Below are 19079 nucleotides of genomic sequence, written 5' to 3' on the forward strand. Positions count from 1 at the left end.
AGAAAAAATTACTTTTTAAGCGTTTCGTAATGCTTGGCAGCAAATGGAGGCATAAAGTTTGCTGTCAGTTCCTGCAATTTGTCAGGGACAATTTTTACATCTTCAAAACCAGCTGCCTTCAGATAGACAAATGCCATCACGGCACGGACACAGCTGGCGCAAAAAGCGGCTATGGTTTTGTCTCTAGGCAGTTCAGCCAACCGGTCCGGCAACTCTTCAATGGGAATGTTATGCGCAAAGGACAGCCCTATCAGCTCAGCTTCTTCTTTGGAACGTAGATCCAGCATCATCGCCTTATTTTCTTTTTTGAGGGCCAGAAATTCTTCCATAGTAATACGGTACGCGCCGCTTTCAAAATAATCCAGTGTGCAAGAACGATAAACTTCGTCTAACTGTTGCATAATAAATGCTCCTTGTATTTTTCCTGTTCGCACAGTTTTTTAAAGACCTGAATGCACCTGAAAAGTGTACATTTTTTCAGTCAGTTACCTCAGCACTCTGTACTATTCCATAACCTATAATGAAATTAGAGAATTTGCTGGGCCTGCCGTCAATTTTTTTTATCACTTGTTCAACCTGCTTCAGGGTAATGAATCCATAACGATTGTGTGCATTTACACATAACTACTATTACAACCATAACTTACTAATTTAAAGTATAAAAAATTAAATTTTCTATTTGGTCTCCCCCCCCCCACGCACCAATGAAATGATTGAGCAATATTTACGGACAGACTATGATCTTTGCAGGATTCTATTTCCCAGATCGGTCATGATTCCCGGGTAGAGTCTCAACAAACGATAAAGGCTTCTAAAAAATGATTAAAAGTTTCGAATATAAAATCCCATTTGAATTGAAAAAAAGCTTTCAAATGGTCGTGGAAAGCGGGAACGAAATCCCCTCATGGGAAAGCGTCAGCTCAGACGAGCACAAAGGTGTTATTGAATGGAAACAAAAGGGATGGCTGGGAGGACTGGGTGCATCGAGAATCAAAGTGTACCTCAAAGAACCTCGACCAAAAGACACACTGGTCACTATCTATGTTTCTCGTCCAATGCTGCTTATTGTCCCCGCAAAACGGTGTGAACGTGTGTACAAAAAATTAGAAGAAAAGCTCGATGTAAAAACAGCTCAATAATCAATGAGATTCCTTCTTTCGCCGACATGGCGTCGATATCGACAAAGAGTTATTGAAGCTCAACTAATAGGCAGCCATTTAAAAACTTGACCTATTGAAGATTCCTCCCTTGGCGGAAAAACGATCAACAACGCCATGGACCAAATAGACGCCAGAGTTAATTCCACATACTCGTTAACATGCTAATATATTTATGGATAACTCACACCTTCGAGATACCTGTAGAGCAAATTATAGGGATATGATACGTTTTATCTGTCCATATCTTTTTACAAACGTCAACACTCCTTGCGCCAATGCCAAAATCACCACGTTTTTCTGTCCATTCTTCAACGCCACTGATGGCAGTAATTTTCCTGAAATTTATCGTAATAGTTGGAGTAGTAATTTTATCTACTGGTTGCTCCCAGCGAGCAGCCAGCAGCTCAACGGCATTGGTTCATAACAGCTTTAACAGCGTACTCTGGATGCAACAGTCCTCTAACTTCCATGCAACATCACTTCAAACGTATAATACAGCAACTAACAACCTAGAAAAAGCAGTCAAGGATTCCGCATGGACTGCAATCCCCGGTCAGGTCAAGCAGGCCGCATCATTACCCCCGGCAGTTGTATTAGATGTCGATGAAACAGTATTGGACAACACGAAGTACCATGCCAAAATTATCGTCGAAAATGCTGAATACAATTCTCAAACCTGGGACCATTGGCTTTCACTGCAGCAGGCAACAGCGACACCGGGTGCGGTCAGTTTCATTAATCATGCAACCGCTGCCGGTGTAGAAATCATATATATCACAAATCGTACATGTAAAAAGCGTACAGGCACAAAGGATAAGTGTCCACAAAAGGCCGACACTATTAATAATTTGAAGAACGTTGGCATTGAGGGGATCAAGCCTGCTAACATCTTGCTTAAAAACGAACAAACAGGATGGTTATCCGAAAAAGAAAGTAGAAAGAAACTAGTGGCTCAAAAATATCGGATAATGATGCTCTTCGGCGATGATCTGGGGGATTTCCTGCCAAATGTAAAAAAGAATATCACCTCTGAGCAACGAGCAGACCTGGTCACTGCGAATGAAAAAAAATGGGGCCGAGTTTGGTACATGCTGCCAAATCCAAAATATGGATCATGGTGGAACGTCTTAGAAGAACCTAAAATGAAGTATTTGGAGGGATATTAGGGAATCACCAGGCAACCTGAACCAAAGACAGGTTGCCTGATACATTACATTATTGAAAAATGTTTCGAAAAAATATGGGTTAGCTGCCTACAGCCAGTCTGTTACTGAAAAACCAATACCAATGACATTGGAGTGCTGGTTGTAATCAATAAGACTACGCCCGTAACCATTAAAGTATTGCACATATCCTTTCAAGTAAGGCCAATCCCATAGCGGAAAACTCCAACTGAGCTCAACCGCACCTTTCTCAAAGCCTGATTCCAGGTTGTTACGTGACATCACACTGAATACATGCTCTCCCCACTTATACGAGGCAGAGAGTTCATAATGACCGAGATAATCGGTGATATCCGGATTATCATCGTCGTCATCATCTTCTGGAATTCGGTACCACGGCTTAAAGGACATGGCAAGGTTGCCGCGCTCAACCGTAATCCAGGCAAAAAGGCGATTCCAGCTACGGGAAAGCGATCCACCACGGCCATTGGACTGATGATTGATGCCAAATGAATTCCAGGTATTTTTAAAGCCGAATAATTCCCAATCAGGGTGGAACTGTACCCAGGCCTCAGGTTCATGATTGGTTTCACGGAAGGGAGCAGAGTCTTCGTAGTATATCTGCCAGAAAGAACGATTGGTATAGGCCGCATAAATATCAAACGTATCATCCCACATATTAACAAGCAGAGGAAACTTGACACTGAGCTGAAACTGGGCCTCTGTGTCTTCCCAGTCTTCAAGGGTTGGATCACCAAACGTTTCTTTCCATGGGGCTGAATTGAAACCGCTGGCATTGTATGCGGCAAGAAGTATATAGTTTGGTTTATGTGCCATGAGAGTGAAAGGCTGCAGCACATGCTGGCGGTCCTTGTGAACACGATCTGTGACCACAGCTAGCTGCTTTTCCTCTTGGACCTTATCATCCCCTCCATCCTGAATTTCTTTCTCGCACTGCAGTCGAAGTTCGCCAATGGTCATGTTCGGATCTGCCGACTGCATGCTTTTACTCATACAATCCATCATGTCATCTGCGACAGCATTCCCCGGCTGGAGTATGCCAGCAGTGAGCAAGAGCATAATTCCAAGGCATACAATGCCCTGCCGACAAGAAAATCCTGTTCGATTAATCTCCCCCCTCATTTCATCTCCTTTTTGATTCGATGATTATTGTTATGACCCCTTTAAACCTGCTAACTTATTGTTTTTTTTATAGAATAACGTCGAAATCGTTCAAAAAAAATCTCCCATAAATAGAGCATCAATGAACAATGATACGCTCCATAAAAAATCAACGATGAGGCCTGATCCAGGCAATCAGAGCCAACCGCACTCCATTTCTAGCCTTTTTTCATGCAGAACCCTACTTTTTTTTATCTACAGCAAGATATTCTCTTTAAACCGTCAACCAAAACAAACACATCTTCATCTTTTCCCGCATTGAAAAGGACCTTAAAGTTTTAGGGCGTCTTAAAAAATTAGAAAGTCCGCTCAAATTCGCAGCACATCCAAAATTGTACCTCCGGCATAGAGTTAATATCGAAATCTGCGCTTACCTTCGAGGTTAAAATTCAAATTTTACCTGTAATGCAGAAGTTGGAAGGAAAAGCAATTATTCACGAAGTAGAGGTGGTTCTTCTCTTTGTTTGGACAGTATAATTTGCCTTTAAGGTGGAACCCCTACTCCTATTAAACTGCCGGTTCAACCGTCGGCAGCATGTCAGGTTTCCAGGATGGTGGCTAATTTGGTCCCCTGTACATTCCTGCTCGACCAATCGATTACCGCGGTCGAATAGAGAGAGCATTTAGCCATCGTTCAGGAGGTGGGAGCATTTTTTTTGGTCGTAAACAACAGGTAAATCAAGAATGAAAATGATGTTTCACCCCATCAATGAGCATCACAAGGTGCAAAATTGCTCCGCCTGAAATAAAAAGATGGAAAATCTCATGAAACCCAAAAAAACCTGGTCGCGGGTTCGGTCTCTTACAGGCATAAATGACCGCACCGATTGTATACGAGAGCCCACCTGCTACCAAGAAAATAAGGGCAACCCTTGGCATGTTTTCCACCAGGCTCACCATCGGAACCAATACGAGCCACCCCATAACGAGATAAACAATGGTCCCGAACACTCTTGGCGCATTGATAAACAGGAATTTAAAAAGCGTTCCCAGCATCACCAGCGACCACTGAGCAATAAGAATGCCCCACTTCATTTTTCCCTCAAGATAAAGGAAACAGAGAGGAGTGTAAGTTCCAGCGATGAGAAAAAAAATGGCCGTGTGATCAAGCTTTCTCCAGATTGTTTTGTCATTTTCCATTTGTTTTTTCGAGTGGTACAGAAAACTCGCACTAAAAAGAAAAATACCTGACAATCCATAGATAATAGAGACAAGCTGGATCGAAAAATCTCCCTTTGCCAGTATAACCAGCGCAAGAGAACCGATTGCTATAATTGGAATTGTTGCACAATGGGAGTAAGCAGCAATTTTTTCTGAGGCAAGAATTTTCATAAAATCACCTTAACTCAATTACATTTTTCCTCTGTCGCGTATATCGCCATAACTACATGGCAGCATTAAAGCCTGTGCGGAGCAATGAATCCCGGCTGATCATCCCTTGAAAACAGCCCGCCTCATCAACCACCGGCAAGCGCTTGATTCCCTTTTCCACCATCTGGCTGATAGCGTTTTCGATCAACATATCTTCACGGACCGCTACAAAATCCGTTTGCATAACCTTGCCGACAGTCGTTTCAAGCAAGCACTGTTGCAGGTCTCCATGACAAATATTGTGTTGAGTGGAATGTATTCCTTTTGCCAAACGTTGCCAGAATCCTTCCTGCCCGGATTGAAAATAACCAAGCAAGTCCTGATCAGCAATCAGCCCCAGCAATTTGCCTTGCGGGTCAACCACAGCTACCCCTTGCATGTCATTGCTGTCAATGATGCGCATAACCTCGTCCAAGGTTGTTTCAGGAGAAACAGTATGGGTATCCCGACGCAGGATATCTCCCACCCGCTTTAAATCTCCCACTTCCACTTTCTGCTCAGCAAAGGCTTTCCAATCAGGAGTTTCGCGCATGACCGTATTAAAAATATCCAGTCGCGACAGCATTCCCGAGAGTTTCCCTTGCTCATCGACTACCGGTAAACGCTTCATTCCTACGCGCAACATCAAATCCACAGCCTCTGCCAGCGGTTTGCTTTCAGCGATGAAAATAACTGGTCTTGTCATGATCTCCTCGGCTTGCCGGGTAGACATCGGGTTAAGAACCTCTTTTCGACACTGCTCATCGCACTCTGTCAACAGTCCCAATCTGAGCGACAGCCCACCTTTTCTGATCAAATCGCCCTGGGTAACCATGCCGACAGGGCGACCTTTTGGATCCAGAACCGGCACACCGTTAAAGATAGACGGCAACAGCAGTTGCACCACATCACTTAGCCGGGTGGTCGTGGTAATACTTGCAACATCTGCTGTCATTACATCGCGGACCTTCAGCTGACGCGGAAAAAAGGCATTGCGCACCCGGTGACAGACAACATCAAGATCGTGCAGCACCATGATCCCATCATTGACCATAGGCTCCAAACCATCGAGCACCCGCTCCATCTCTGCGGCAGGGAAGATAATATAAATTCTAATCGGCATACTTACAGAAAGCACTTCCAGCCTATCAGTCGTTATCTCTCCACTTTCAGAACAACCGGCAACCCCTCGACTGACCGTACAACGCGCAGCTATTTTCAACTTTCGAACATACTGCATGGCAGCATCCGCAACCGGTTTATTCCGGTATCGTGCCTCTTCATTGGTGAAAATTTCGACCGCTTTATATTTCAACATTGCTTGATCCTCTATAACTATCCGGCGCCTGTCCGAAAAATGATACCTCTCGGAAAGAACACTACCTGATGAGACTAGCCACCCATATACCCAGAAAAGTGCAGGCAAGACCACCGACATTGTTAGCCAATACATTGACCAGGGACTGAAGTACCATTCCTGCGCGACCGGCGCTGACGGTTTCCAGAGCAAAGGTCGAAAATGTAGTTAAAGCCCCCATGTATCCGGTGATGAGTAATAATCGCATATCTGGAGTTAATAACCTGGCCCTGGCAGCAAGGGTAAACAGCACCCCGATTAAAAAACAGCCAATCAAATTGACAATCAGGGTACCCCATGGAAAACCGGTACCCCAAATCCTCACCGAGAGCAAACTGATACCGTAGCGACTTGCCGCCCCCAGACTGCCCCCACACATTACCAGGGCAATTTTTTTCACTACCGGGCCTATAAAAAAAAGACTATCCGACAAGGCACTTTTTAACTGCATTATTATTTGAGCTAAACTTTCCATATCATTTTTAACCACTCCACAACTACCCTTTCCTTCAAGGGAAAACCGGGCAAATAGCTCCGCAAAATCTCTGGATCGTGACCTTCTCTGCACCCTTTGCCAGTCCCAACTGAAAGCATAGCTATTTTCTCATTATACCTTGGCGAGGCCAACAAAAATATGCCTGATACATTTACCCACTTTTGTCACTTGCAAACAAAAAAGCCCCAGCCAAATTATTATCCGGCAGGAGCTTGAAAACTTTGAACGGATTCCCCCCACCAGAGAGTTCTTCCAGTAGGAGTCATCAGCCGATTACGGCAGTTATACGGGGAACTCCATCCCCTACGGATTTACAGTCAAAAGACTAGTACGCTACCGAGTAAAGTCAATAAAAAAAAATAGTTAATGTAGCAGGCGTTCATTTCAGGATCAGCTCGTTTGCGATGTAATCACTTTCAACCCCAGGGCGACCATTGCTCCACCAAAAACACGGTCTACGTAGTGCCCACATTTATTAAAACGCCTCGAAACCGGAGGGCTTGAGAGAAGCAGAGCAACCAGAGAAAACCACAAAAATTGAAGCAACATGATCCACACACCATAGATAGCCAAAAACCGGAGCGGTATATCCGGAGAAAGTACAATCGTAAAAAGAGAGACAAAATAGATCGGTGCCTTGGGGTTTAAAACATTGCACAGAAAACCTTTGCCCACGGTTTTCAGTGGAGAACGATATATAATGCGGCTCCCTTCACCCTGCTCAAGCACCTTGGGTTGTGATCGTATCCCCTTAATACCAAGATACATTAAATAACTCCCGCCAAGCAGTTTAATGACAAACAGCAGTGATACGGAATTCGCAATAACAGCGGCAAGCCCTAAAGCGGAATAGATAATATGCACAGACAGCCCGCAGGCTATGCCCAGGCTACATAAGATACCGGAACTTCTCCCGTTTGAAAGGGACTGTTGCGATACCATCACAAAGTCAGGACCTGGAGAGGCGGCAGCCAAAAGATGTACGATCGTGATAACAAAAAGTCCATGTGAAAATTCCATACTTTTACTCCAAGGCCATAGAGTACATATCCAAACTAACTGTTGAAGAGTCTTTTTTTATTACACCTAAGCGGCAGTGCAACTCACTGGGTTGATAACATGTAAAATACTACTACCATACCTCCCAAACTTTATCGCGTCAAAATGCGTGTTCTATTGAGCACACCAAGAGGATGTCCACAACAGACCAGCCCACCGACAAAGAGTACATATCTGCAAAACATTACATTTCCGTAACACTATTTTCCACATCTTCACATAAACGAACTATTCCCCCATCAAAAACACGTTTATTTATGGTTTTCCAGCGCACGTTTTTTGCATCACTTAAGGCACCACAACAGACAATCGCATTCAATCGAGCGACGTTCTAAAAAAAAGAGGTTAGTAATCATGTCGGATTTTTCCCTGAAGGGTATTGTTGATTCTACATTAAGAGAAGGAGAACAGCGTGCCGGAGTATTCTTTGAGCATCACCAGAAACTCGATATAATAGAGAAGCTCACCGCACTTGGTGTCGAAGAAATTGAACTGGGCGTTGCCACGCCCAGGTCACCAGAACTACTAACCCTTGTGCCGGACGCCTTACAAATAGCAAAAAGAAAAGTGAAGATTGCCCTTTGGTCGCGATGCAACGAGGAAGATATACACTTTGCCGGCCAATGCAAACCTGACACACTCTCACTTTCCATACCTGTTTCAGATATACTGATCAGGGAAAAACTTGCTCATACTCGTTCATGGGTACTAGAGAAACTCGACCGCTCCATCACAAAAGCTCTTGAGCTGGGCTTCGAAAAAGTATCTGTCGGGCTTGAAGATGCAACCAGAGCTGAGCCTGAATTCCTTGTTCGCGTCGCTCAACTTATCAACAGTTCAGGCGCATCACGATTACGTCTTGCCGATACAGTAGGGATCGGATCTCCGGGAAGTATAACAGCACTGGTAAACAGAGTAACAGAGGCAACATCGCTTGAAGTTGGAGTCCACACCCATAACGACTTCGGCATGGCCACAGCCAATGCCATAGCTGCACTGGAAGCAGGAGCACAGTGGATTGACGCAACAGTTCTAGGGCTTGGCGAACGAACCGGTAATTGCCGACTCGAAGAAATTGTAGGTTTTCTGTCTCTGCAAAAAGAAATGAGGCGCTACCAGGCCGACAACCTGAAAACGCTTTGCGATACTGTTGCAGCAGCAGCGCAGACATATATCCATCCTCACCATCCGGTCATAGGAAAAGAAATATTCACTTGCGAATCAGGACTGCACGTACACGGTTTGGCGGTAAATCCGAAAACATATGAGCCGTATGACCCACTCAAGCTGGGACGCGACAGGACACTTCTCTTTGGTAGTAAAACTGGAAAAAGGGCCATCCAACATACATTACGCTCGGCAGGCATGACCTTTTCCAGCGAACAGGCGGAAGATCTTGTCCAAAAAATCAGATTTCTTGCCAAATCCGGAGCAAAGCCTTTGGTTGAGAATGAACTTATCCGTCTTGCCCAACAACGATTACACTCAGCCTAGACCGGATTGCTCACAAGCATTGCGCTAACTTCTTAATTGCAAACAATTTCTTTATACAAGGCAAGCTCAAAGGCGGTTACAAGCTTACCAATATTCACCTGAGACCAGTCCATCCGGCATAATTTTCTTCAGCACCTTGGCAATGAGCACAGGTCACTATCGGAGTCTACACTTACCCGGAGTCTACGCTTACCCGGAGTCTACGCTTACCTATTCATTACCAAAAATTTTGAACCTGACGCCGCCTGAAATGACAAGAAATTCAGGCTAAAACGTGGGTCGAGAAAGACCGTATTTCTTTACCTTATACCCTATCTGTCGCTGGGTAAGCCCTAGCTCCCTGGCAGCTCTTGCCTGAACCCACCCATGCCGCCTCAAGGCTTTCTCCACCTCCTGCTTTTCAATTTCTTCCAAAGAACGGGGAGAAAGATCTTTATACGTTTGATTTTGAAAAAGATCAGGAGCGGTTTCAGGTTGTCTTGCAGTCTCAGCAGACACCTGATCTAACTCTGCAAAACGAATTGACTCCGGGAGATCCGACACCCTGAGGATGTTCCCATCAGCAAGAATAACCATTCGCTCGACCAAGTTCTGCAGCTCCCTTACATTACCAGGCCAATAGTAATCTATCATAAAATCAAGAAACTCCTGGCTCATCCTCATGTTCTTGTCATTCCTCTTGTTACTAGCCTTGAGAAAATACTCCAGCAGGAGTGGGATATCCTCTTTTCGCTCACGAAGAGGCGGAAGAACAATCGGCACAACGTTGAGCCGATAAAACAAATCAATACGAAAAAGTTTCTTTTTTGCAGCCTCTTCCAGGTCAACATTTGTTGCCGCAAGAATTCGAACATTTGCACTCATGGTACGATTACCACCAACACGTTCAAACTGTTTTTCCTGGAGCACCCTCAATATTTTCGCCTGAAGGCCGAGGGGCAACTCCCCTATTTCATCCAAAAACAGGGTCCCCTTGTCAGCAATCTCAAACTTTCCGGGCTTAGAAACAATCGCGTCGGTAAATGCTCCCTTTTCGTGACCAAAAAGTTCACTTTCAAGCAAATTTTCCGGAATGGCTGCACAGTTCACCTTAATAAAAGGCTGCTGCTTCCTCTTACTTGACTCATGAATGGCTCGAGCCACAAGCTCCTTTCCCGTACCTGATTCGCCGGTCATAAGAACGGTAGCTGCACTTTTAGCAACCTTCTCTATAACCCAAAACACCTCCTGCATCGGCTTTGAATGCCCAATAATAAAATGCCTGCTGAACTTTCCATGAAGCTCTGCTTTTAAGTTTTTGTTTTCTTCAACAAGTTCGGCGCGCTCATTCTTGACGACCTGTTGCAAATTAAGAAACTGGGCAATCAAGGTAGACAAAACAGTTAAAAACCGGACGTCCTCTTCAAATGAAATTTCCGAACTGAAAAGTCGATCCACACTCAGCACACCAACGACCACTCCCTGAAGGACAACAGGGACCCCGATAAAGGAAATGGTCGACTTCTTAATCGGCTTACGCGAGCCGGTCCGATTGAGAAAGAGAGGCTCACTGTTGATATCCGGAACAATAAACGGAGACCCACTTTTAAACACCTGCCCCACAACACCTTCATCAATTTTATACACACCGCGCTGCTCTTCTTTGACAGACAACCCGTACGAGGCTCTGATAATCAAATTCTTGCCACCTTCATCCAAAAGAAGCAGAGTCGCCCTTTCCATTCTCAAGGTATCATGCAGAACCTGCAGCACTGCAGAAAGGGTTGAATCCAAATGAACAACTTCACTAATAAGATTGGCTATTTTGTAAAAGGCTTCGACCTCCAGCCTTGCCGTGGCACTATCGGTCGGAAGAGAATCTGAAGTATATCTTTCGGTTGTCATGACCTACACCTTTGCCTGAAATTTCAAAAAATAAATCCACACCACCGAAATTAAAGCAATTTTTATTCCACCAGCACAACGAAGAACCCAACACACTGAAACAACATACATTTCACAATAAGCATCACCATAAAAGCGGCATAGGCTCACACATTTTTGCACAATAATGAAAAATCTTTGATTACCTCTATCAACTTTTCCCCTCATCGTCATTTTGTGACAAAGCATATCAATCCAATCGAAGCTCTCACTTAAAACGTTACACACATCAACGTACCACCAACAAAACATCTCAAAAATGTATTCTTTTTTTCATTTGTGTCACAATGTCTACTTCTCTTACTTGCCAACTATTTCAAAAAAGAATCGGCTATTGCCCCTATCAAATTGAATTCATTACACTTTAACAATTAATTTATTTGGCACAACGCTTGCTAGTCAAAAGGAAACCATGTAATGCAACTCATTTACAAAAAGGGTGATCAGCGATGAAAGCTGCAAAAGTACTTGACGAACGACAAGGACAGATCCACCGGAAAGGAACTGCCCCTTTTACTATTGACTGCGACAAAGACAGCCTTGCCGGCGCTGTCAGCCAGAGGGCTTGTGTATTTTGCGGATCGCGGGTTGTACTCTACCCTATTGCCGATGCTATACACCTTGTCCATGGCCCTATCGGATGTGCAGTGTACACCTGGGACATTCGAGGTGCCCTTTCCTCCGGCCCGGAGCTGCACCGTCTCTCATTTTCAACCGACCTCCAGGAGATGGACGTCATTTTTGGTGGCGAAAAAAAACTTGCAGCCGCCCTTGACGAGCTCATCGACCGCCACAAGCCGGCAGCCGCCTTTGTCTACTCGACCTGTATCGTCGGCTTGATCGGTGATGACCTGGAAGCAGTATGCAGCAAGGCTGCCGCCGACAAGGGCATCCCTGTGCTGCCGGTTCAGTCTGAAGGCTTTAAAGGCAACAAGCGTGCCGGATACGAGGCAGCTTGCGATGCCATGGGTCGCCTGGTCGGCACAGGTGACATTAGCGGTATCTCCAAATATTCCATTAATATCCTGGGCGACTTCAACCTGGCTGGGGAAATCTGGCTGATCCGTGAATATTTCGAGCGAATCGGCGTTGAAGTAGTTGCCAATATCACCGGCGATGGTCGGGTCGCAGATATTCAACGTTCACATGGAGCAGCACTCAATGTGGTGCAATGTTCCGGAGCAACCATGGAACTCGCCAACATGATGGAGGAGCGCTACAACATTCCGTCAATTCGCGTTTCTTATTTCGGCGTCGAAGATATGGCGGAAGCGCTTTACGAGGTAGCCAGGTATTTCAAGGACCCAGAGCTCATGGAAAAGGCAGTGGAAGTAGTACGAAGCGAACTTGAAAAACTACTGCCGGAACTCAACCGATACAAAAAGGCACTTAAGGGAAAGAAGGCCGCCATCTATGTTGGCGGTGCTTTCAAGGCCTTTTCCCTGGTCAAGGCTTTCCGACTGGTCGGCATGGATGTGGTCATGGTCGGCTCCCAGACAGGGACCAAGCAGGATTACGATGAACTTGAACAGATCACCGACGAGGGTACGATCATTGTCGACGATTCCAACCCACTGGAACTCTCCGCCTTTATAAAAGAAAAGGATGTGGATCTGTTTGTGGGCGGGGTCAAAGAACGCCCCATTGCTTATAAGCTGGGAGTCGCTTTTTGTGACCATAACCATGAAAGAAAAGAAATGCTGGCCGGCTTCGAAGGTATGCTCAACTTTGTCCGTGAAGTCTATGGATCGGTCATGAGCCCGGTCTGGAAATTTGTCCCCCGCCGAGCAGAGGAGAGTGCGTCATGAGTAAAATGCCTAATTACACTTCAACCACCAATGCCTGTAAACTCTGTAAACCTCTAGGAGCCTCCCTGGCTTTTCGAGGCATAGAAGGTTGCGTCCCTTTTCTCCACGGATCTCAGGGGTGCGCGACCTACATGCGTCGCTACATCATCAGCCACTTCAACGAACCAATTGATATCGCATCCTCGTCCCTGGGAGAAAAACACGCAGTGTATGGCGGAGCAGCTAACCTGAAACTCGGCCTGAAAAACGTAACGTCCAAATACACACCAGAGTTAATCGGAGTAGCCACTACCTGTCTCACCGAAACCATCGGCGACAATGTGCCGATGATCCTTCACGAATATCATGAAGAATTCGGAACAGACGATTCGCCTGCGGTGGTAACAGTTTCCACGCCAAGCTATGCAGGCACCCACATGGAAGGATTCCATGCAGCTACCACCGCTATCGTTGACCAGCTCACCATGCCCACCGCCATGCACGACAAAACAAACCTATTCAGTGGGTTTATCTCAACGGCGGACATCAGGCATCTCAAAGAAATTTGCGAAGATTGGGAAATGCCGATCACACTCATGCCCGATTACTCAGAAACCCTGGACGGGCAAGCCCTCAATGAATATCCGCTGATGCCCAAAGGCGGAACTCCGCTGGTAGAGATCAAACAAATGGGTGGGGCAAAAGCAACCATTGAGCTGGGAGCGACTTTACCTGGCAGGACAGCAGGAAAGGTGCTGGAAGAACGTTTTTCAACCAAATTGTACCAGCTCGGCTTACCCATAGGCATCAGAGAGACCGATGCATTTTTCGAGACACTTACCACCATAAGCGGCAAAACGATCCCAACAAAATACAGTTCTGCCCGTGGTCGGCTGATTGACAGCATGGTTGACGGGCACAAATACATCTTTGGCAAACGTGCGGTTGTCTTTGGCGAAGAAGACCTGGTAGTTGGGCTGACCTCATTTCTAGCAGAAATAGGAATCAAGCCGGTACTCTGTGCCTCGGGCGGAAACAGTAAAAAGATGAAAAAAGCCATAGAGAAAGTGATGGAAGGCATGGACTGCGAGATGCCGATCGTAAAGGACAATGTGGATTTTTACGATATCGAGTCCGAGGCCGCTGAGCTGGATATTGATTTAGTCATAGGCCATTCCAAAGGATATGCCTTTGCCAGAAAATTTGAAATCCCGATTATCAGAGTAGGATTTCCGGTCCATGACCGGGTGGGCGGTCAGCGTATTCTCCACCTTGGCTATCACGGTGCCCAGAGTCTGTTTGACACCATCACCAACACCATTATTGCAAAAAAACAAAGCGATTCACCTGTAGGCTATAGCTACATGTAAAAGGTGTTTCCCGCTTACAAAGGGAGAAGACATGAAAAAGATTATAACCAAAGATTATCATCGCCACCCCTGTTTCAATGCAGAGGTAAAAGGGCAATTTGGTCGAGTACATCTTCCTGTTGCCCCAAAGTGCAATATTAAATGCAATTTTTGTGATCGCAAGTACGACTGCGTGAACGAGTCCCGCCCAGGAGTTACCAGTAGTGTCCTCTCTCCGGAGCAAGCTGGAGTGTACATGCAGCAGGTCCTCGAAAAGGAGCCACGGATTACGGTGGCCGGTATCGCCGGCCCAGGCGACCCTTTTGCCAATCCTGAGGAAACCCTGGGAACCATGCGAATGATAAGAAAAAATCATCCGGACATGATTCTCTGCCTTTCATCAAACGGCATGAATATCGGCCCCTACATTGAAGAGTTGGCAGTAATAGGGGTCAGCCATATTACCATTACCGTTTGTGCGGTCGACCCGGAGGTAGGAAAAGAAGTATATTCATGGGTCAAGGACGGAAATATTGTATACCGTGGTAAACAGGCTGCCGAAGTGCTTCTTTCTAGGCAGATCGAAGCAATCAAAAAATTGAAAGCGCATGATATAACAGTAAAAGTAAACTCCATTGTTATCCCCAGTGTCAACGACCATCACATTGAGGAGATAGCGCAAAAAATGGAGGAACTAGGGGTTGACCTGCTCAACTGCATCGCCATGTTCCCCAATGTAAACACCCCTTTTGGGCATCTGCCACAGCCTGACAAAAAAACCATGGCATCGATTCGCTCCATGGCAGAGCAGTACCTCCCACAGATGCGCCATTGCACCAGGTGCCGAGCAGACGCGGTAGGCCTTTTAGATGATGACAAAACCGAAGAGTTCAGGAGCTGCCTCTCAGCCTGCTCAACCTTAAAGCCAATGCCTGCTCACAAGCGCCCTTATGTTGCGGTCGGCACCCTTGAAGGCATTCTCATTAACCAACACCTGGGCGAAGCAAAATCGTTTCAGATATGGGAGACAGATGGTAAGCAGTACAAGAAGGTGGAAGACCGTCCTGCTGCGGAGGCTGGCGGCGGTATAAAACGCTGGCACCAACTCGCGAAAATACTTGGTGATTGTCGCGCGGTATTGGTCAGCGGGGTTGGCGATACACCTGCAGAAATCATGAGTAAGGCCGGAATAAAACCGGTTGAAGCATCTGGATTTATTGAAGAAGGGTTGCGGGTTGTTTACGAGGGCAAAGCTACCGAGAGACTGAAAGGGAGAAATCCCTGTGCCGATGGTTCGTGCGCGGGGACAGGTACCGGCTGCGGCTGAAATACCCCCAATAAACGACTGTTTTTCCGTAGTCAAAACGATGGTACAGCTAAAGTGTTTTGGTAGAAATATACATAAGATTCATTTTTCTACCAAAACACCTGCAGGTAACACCCTCTTCGCTTCTCTCCCCGACCAGCGAGCTATTCGAGAATCTTAGAGCATAAACGGACGGAGTAATTTCGCAGACGTATTTTTCACGAATACACGCCTATCCAGCACCAGGAAATAAGCTAAATTATACTTCCAGGTCACCAATATCTATAAACAACCTTCCCGTATAGCATTCTTTATGGTAAACAACCGCCATGCGTTATTATAAAAAGGGATAAAGAAGCTATAGAGAGTGCAAATACATTGAAAAAACTTACTCAGGTTATTTCATCAGCAATGCTGCTTTACCAGATGAGCGATGGAACAGACAAAGAAGATCCGGTTATCGCTCTGCTGCAGGCTATCTCCACAAATGGTTCTATCAACCAGGCTGCAAAATCTATTGGACTCAGCTACAAGGCGACCTGGGAGAGGATAAAAACTATCAATAACCTCTCTCCTACACCGCTCATCAATAGGCAAACCGGAGGCAGCGGAGGTGGCGGGACTGTTCTCACTGAAGAAGGCCAAGCCTTTTTAAGCAAAGCTTCCCTCTTTCGATTTGAGCTGCAAAAACTCGTCAATTTTTTTCACGATTCACCAGAAGACGCATATGCCATGCTTAGAACTCTTAGGGGAATGGAAATGAAACTCAGCGCCCGTAACGTCTGGCTCGGCAATATTACTCATATTGAACCTGGTGCTGTCAATAGCGTCGTCACCATTAGCCTGAAAGGAAAGGATATAATTGTCTCTTCTATCACGGATAATTCCGTTAAACGACTCTGCCTTGAGGTGGGCAAAGAAGTGTATGCCATTGTTAAAGCCACCTCTGTAATGCTCAGCCTCGATGTTGTCCCTGGGAAAATTTCTGCACGCAATGTTCTCAAGGGAACAATCAATCGCATTGCCGCCGGAGCAGTAAACGATGAAGTCATCATCGACATTGCCGACGGCAATACGGTCACATCCATACTGACCAGTGAAAGCGTCCGCAATCTACACCTTGCCAGTGGCACCGAGGTGTCTGCAATTATAAAGGCATCGAGTGTTTTACTTGCAATACCATAGTGCAAAAAACATATCAGTGACAATGAACATATTAAATGAGAGAGAGACACGCAAATGGCTCTGCAGGTAAAAATTCAAAAACAACTCAGATTTTTCAACTTGGAGGTATCTCTGACCTGTGCACCAGGAACCCTCACAGCGATTGTCGGTCCTTCAGGTGCCGGAAAAAGCACCTTAATACGAATCATTTCCGGCTTAGACCGTCCAGACAGCGGCACTATTAGCTTTGGAGACAAGTATTGGAATGATTGCTCGATGAAGCTGCATGTCACTCCCCAGGACCGCAAGGTCAGCTTGGTCTTTCAGGAATACACTCTATTCCCGCACCTCACAGTCCGCCAAAATATAGTTTTTGGAGCAAAAAACGACAATGGTATCGATGAGTTGCTGGAGCAATTCGGTATCATCCATGTTGCACATCGTAAACCGGCAAGTATTTCCGGTGGAGAACGTCAGCGGGCAGCGTTCTGTCAGGCCCTTGCCCGCGACCCGGTTTTACTGCTGCTCGACGAGCCTTTTTCAGCCCTGGATAGAGCAACACGGGAATTACTTCGTAAAAAACTTAGTAAATTGAAACAGGACTTGCATATCCCCATAGTTCACATCACTCACGACCTGAAAGAGGCACATGACCTTGCTGACAACATCTATGTCATGGAAAGTGGCAAAGCCTCGCCGCAATGGTTAGAACAGTATGCACCTTATGACGCACCTCCTTCCGTCGAAAACTTACCCCGTAAAACGTGGCAGCATCCGGAAGCCGCAGTGCCAAAAATTACCCCATTAACATGCTTTAATTGCTTATAAAACAAAGGAGACTTTACAATGCGAATGCAACGAATATGGTTAGTTATGATGTTGATACTGTTCGCGCCAGCTTTAGTTCAAGCCAAAACAGTCCTTGCCTCAGGAGCAGGATACCGTTCCGTTGTTGACGACCTGACAGATGCCTATACTCATGAAACCGGCAACGAAATTGAACGTATCTATGGCAACATGGCACGTATTGTTGCCCAAGCCCGTTCCAGCGGAAACGTAGATCTGCTACTCGGCGACGTTATTTTCCTGGAACAGGCAAAACTTCCCTTTATCGCAAAGCAGGTTCTGGGCCATGGCAGACTTGTGGCTGCATTTCCGAAGGGAAGCAGCTTCAATGGCATACAGGACTTTCTAGCACCCGAAGTCAAACGCATAGCCATTCCTGACACAACCAGGGCTATTTATGGAAAAGCCGCTCTTCAATATATTCAGAACAAAAGGGTGTACGAGGAAGTGCAGCCAAAAATAATGATGGTTGCCACTGTGCCACAGGCTGCATCCTACGTTATTGCCGGCGAGGTCGATTTTGCATTGATTAACCTCACCCATGCCAGGAAAATAAAGGATAGCATCGGCGGCTACACCATAATTGATGAAAAAGCTTATTCTCCGATCAAAATTATCATCGGACAACTGGAAACAAAATCGGGCACCCTATCGTCCGAAACATTTCTGCAGTTCCTGCGTTCAGATACGGCCCAAGAAATCATAGCCCGTCACGGCATGTGAAATTCGCTATGAATCTAGCTACGCTTCTCGCAAACAATGTACCAATGCAGCCGTTGATACTTTCAGGACAGGTAGTACTGACCTCAACTCTTATCCAACTGTTGCTGAGCGTTCCTCTGGCTTGCTGGCTCGCCCGCTCACAGGGCCCAATGAATGCCATTATTGATACCGCAGTTACTCTGCCCCTCGTGTTCCCGCCTGTAGCACTGGGATTTGCGCTACTGATGTTGCTTGGACGTAATGGTCCGGTGGGAAAACTTTTTGGAGAGAGCATAATCTTTAGTTTTCCGGCTTTGGTTATTGCCGCAGTCATTGCCGGATTGCCGCTGGCAGTTAAACCAATCCAAGCAGCTTTGCGTTCTCCAGAGGCAACCAAGCTAACGGAGGTGGCGGCTATACTCGGAAAATCCAGGACAACCATATTCCTTCGCGTTCTTCTCCCCTACGCAAAACGAAGTATTGTCGCTGGGGTACTGCTTGCCGCAGGAAGATCATTAGGTGAAGTAGGAATGACTCTGATGCTTGGCGGCAATGTCATAGGCAGAACCAATACGGTTTCGCTTGAAATATACAATGCTGTCTTTAATGGTGAACTGGAAAAAGCTGGAGCGCTCACGTTTCTTGTCGGGTGCATATCAATCTCTATGTTCATCGTTTTAAAAAAAATTTCCGACACTTAAACGAATCAAGACCATCTTGATTTTTTTCTTTATACCCGTG

17 protein-coding genes and 1 riboswitch are annotated in these 19079 nt (G+C 45.9%); of the genes, 10 read left to right on the forward strand and 7 right to left on the reverse strand.

The genetic code is table 11. The annotated features are described in order from the left end of the window. Positions 1-8: 8 nt before the first annotated feature. On the reverse strand, positions 9-401 hold the full coding sequence (locus tag JWH17_RS01105) for a rhodanese-like domain-containing protein (RefSeq protein ID WP_205220706.1): 393 nt from the start codon (positions 399-401) through the stop codon (positions 9-11). 417 nt (positions 402-818) lie between these two features. On the opposite strand from JWH17_RS01105, the gene JWH17_RS01110 reads away from it, so the two are divergent. Further along, complete coding sequence (locus JWH17_RS01110) at positions 819-1139, forward strand: hypothetical protein (RefSeq protein WP_205220707.1); 321 nt, start codon at positions 819-821, stop codon at positions 1137-1139. Between the two features lie 296 nt (positions 1140-1435). Beyond that, the gene (locus tag JWH17_RS01115; RefSeq protein WP_205220708.1) at positions 1436-2326 is read left to right on the forward strand and encodes an HAD family acid phosphatase; all 891 of its coding nucleotides are present in this window, start codon (positions 1436-1438) and stop codon (positions 2324-2326) included. A gap of 87 nt (positions 2327-2413) precedes the next feature. Here JWH17_RS01115 and JWH17_RS01120 read toward each other — a convergent pair whose 3' ends face one another. The 5 genes from JWH17_RS01120 to JWH17_RS01140 form a co-directional block, all read right to left on the reverse strand. Next, the gene (locus JWH17_RS01120; RefSeq protein WP_205220709.1) at positions 2414-3466 is read right to left on the reverse strand and encodes a phospholipase A; all 1053 of its coding nucleotides are present in this window, start codon (positions 3464-3466) and stop codon (positions 2414-2416) included. 717 nt (positions 3467-4183) lie between these two features. Then, complete coding sequence (trhA, locus tag JWH17_RS01125; RefSeq protein WP_205220710.1) at positions 4184-4837, reverse strand: PAQR family membrane homeostasis protein TrhA; 654 nt, start codon at positions 4835-4837, stop codon at positions 4184-4186. Positions 4838-4889: 52 nt separating this feature from the next. Beyond that, a complete protein-coding gene (locus JWH17_RS01130; protein ID WP_205220711.1) occupies positions 4890-6173 on the reverse strand; it encodes a DUF190 domain-containing protein in 1284 nt (427 codons plus the stop codon). A 61-nt stretch (positions 6174-6234) separates the two neighbouring features. Next, positions 6235-6687 (reverse strand): fluoride efflux transporter CrcB, encoded by a 453-nt coding sequence (gene crcB, locus JWH17_RS01135; protein ID WP_232370806.1) that lies wholly within the window; start codon positions 6685-6687, stop codon positions 6235-6237. Positions 6688-6957: 270 nt separating this feature from the next. Beyond that, a riboswitch (Fluoride riboswitch) is annotated at positions 6958-7021 on the reverse strand. Positions 7022-7098: 77 nt separating this feature from the next. Then, a complete protein-coding gene (locus JWH17_RS01140) occupies positions 7099-7728 on the reverse strand; it encodes a LysE family translocator (RefSeq protein WP_205220712.1) in 630 nt (209 codons plus the stop codon). A gap of 393 nt (positions 7729-8121) precedes the next feature. Between JWH17_RS01140 and JWH17_RS01145 the strand changes: the two genes are divergently transcribed. Next, positions 8122-9261: a LeuA family protein gene (locus tag JWH17_RS01145; protein ID WP_205220713.1), complete on the forward strand. Its 1140-nt coding sequence runs from the start codon at positions 8122-8124 to the stop codon at positions 9259-9261. 267 nt (positions 9262-9528) lie between these two features. Here JWH17_RS01145 and nifA read toward each other — a convergent pair whose 3' ends face one another. Beyond that, positions 9529-11145: a nif-specific transcriptional activator NifA gene (nifA, locus tag JWH17_RS01150; RefSeq protein ID WP_205220714.1), complete on the reverse strand. Its 1617-nt coding sequence runs from the start codon at positions 11143-11145 to the stop codon at positions 9529-9531. 488 nt (positions 11146-11633) lie between these two features. Between nifA and nifE the strand changes: the two genes are divergently transcribed. The 7 genes from nifE to JWH17_RS01185 all read left to right on the forward strand — a co-directional run bounded on the left by nifE (position 11634) and on the right by JWH17_RS01185 (position 19039). Further along, positions 11634-12992, forward strand: coding sequence for a nitrogenase iron-molybdenum cofactor biosynthesis protein NifE (gene nifE / locus JWH17_RS01155; RefSeq protein WP_205220715.1), 1359 nt, complete (start codon positions 11634-11636; stop codon positions 12990-12992). After that, positions 12989-14341 (forward strand): nitrogenase component 1, encoded by a 1353-nt coding sequence (locus JWH17_RS01160; protein ID WP_205220716.1) that lies wholly within the window; start codon positions 12989-12991, stop codon positions 14339-14341. The genes nifE and JWH17_RS01160 overlap by 4 nt, the downstream gene beginning before the upstream one ends. A gap of 31 nt (positions 14342-14372) precedes the next feature. Next, on the forward strand, positions 14373-15647 hold the full coding sequence (locus JWH17_RS01165) for a NifB/NifX family molybdenum-iron cluster-binding protein (protein WP_205220717.1): 1275 nt from the start codon (positions 14373-14375) through the stop codon (positions 15645-15647). Positions 15648-16004: 357 nt separating this feature from the next. Next, on the forward strand, positions 16005-16811 hold the full coding sequence (locus tag JWH17_RS01170; RefSeq protein WP_232370807.1) for a TOBE domain-containing protein: 807 nt from the start codon (positions 16005-16007) through the stop codon (positions 16809-16811). Positions 16812-16865: 54 nt separating this feature from the next. Continuing rightward, positions 16866-17618 carry an ATP-binding cassette domain-containing protein gene (locus JWH17_RS01175; RefSeq protein WP_205220718.1) on the forward strand — a complete coding sequence of 251 codons (753 nt, stop codon included), beginning with the start codon at positions 16866-16868 and terminating at the stop codon, positions 17616-17618. An 18-nt stretch (positions 17619-17636) separates the two neighbouring features. Beyond that, positions 17637-18359, forward strand: coding sequence for a molybdate ABC transporter substrate-binding protein (gene modA, locus JWH17_RS01180; protein WP_205220719.1), 723 nt, complete (start codon positions 17637-17639; stop codon positions 18357-18359). An 8-nt stretch (positions 18360-18367) separates the two neighbouring features. Then, positions 18368-19039 (forward strand): molybdate ABC transporter permease subunit, encoded by a 672-nt coding sequence (locus JWH17_RS01185; RefSeq protein WP_205220720.1) that lies wholly within the window; start codon positions 18368-18370, stop codon positions 19037-19039. Positions 19040-19079: the final 40 nt, after the last annotated feature.

The organism is Desulfogranum marinum (genome assembly GCF_016918565.1).
GTDB lineage: Bacteria > Desulfobacterota > Desulfobulbia > Desulfobulbales > Desulfobulbaceae > Desulfogranum > Desulfogranum marinum.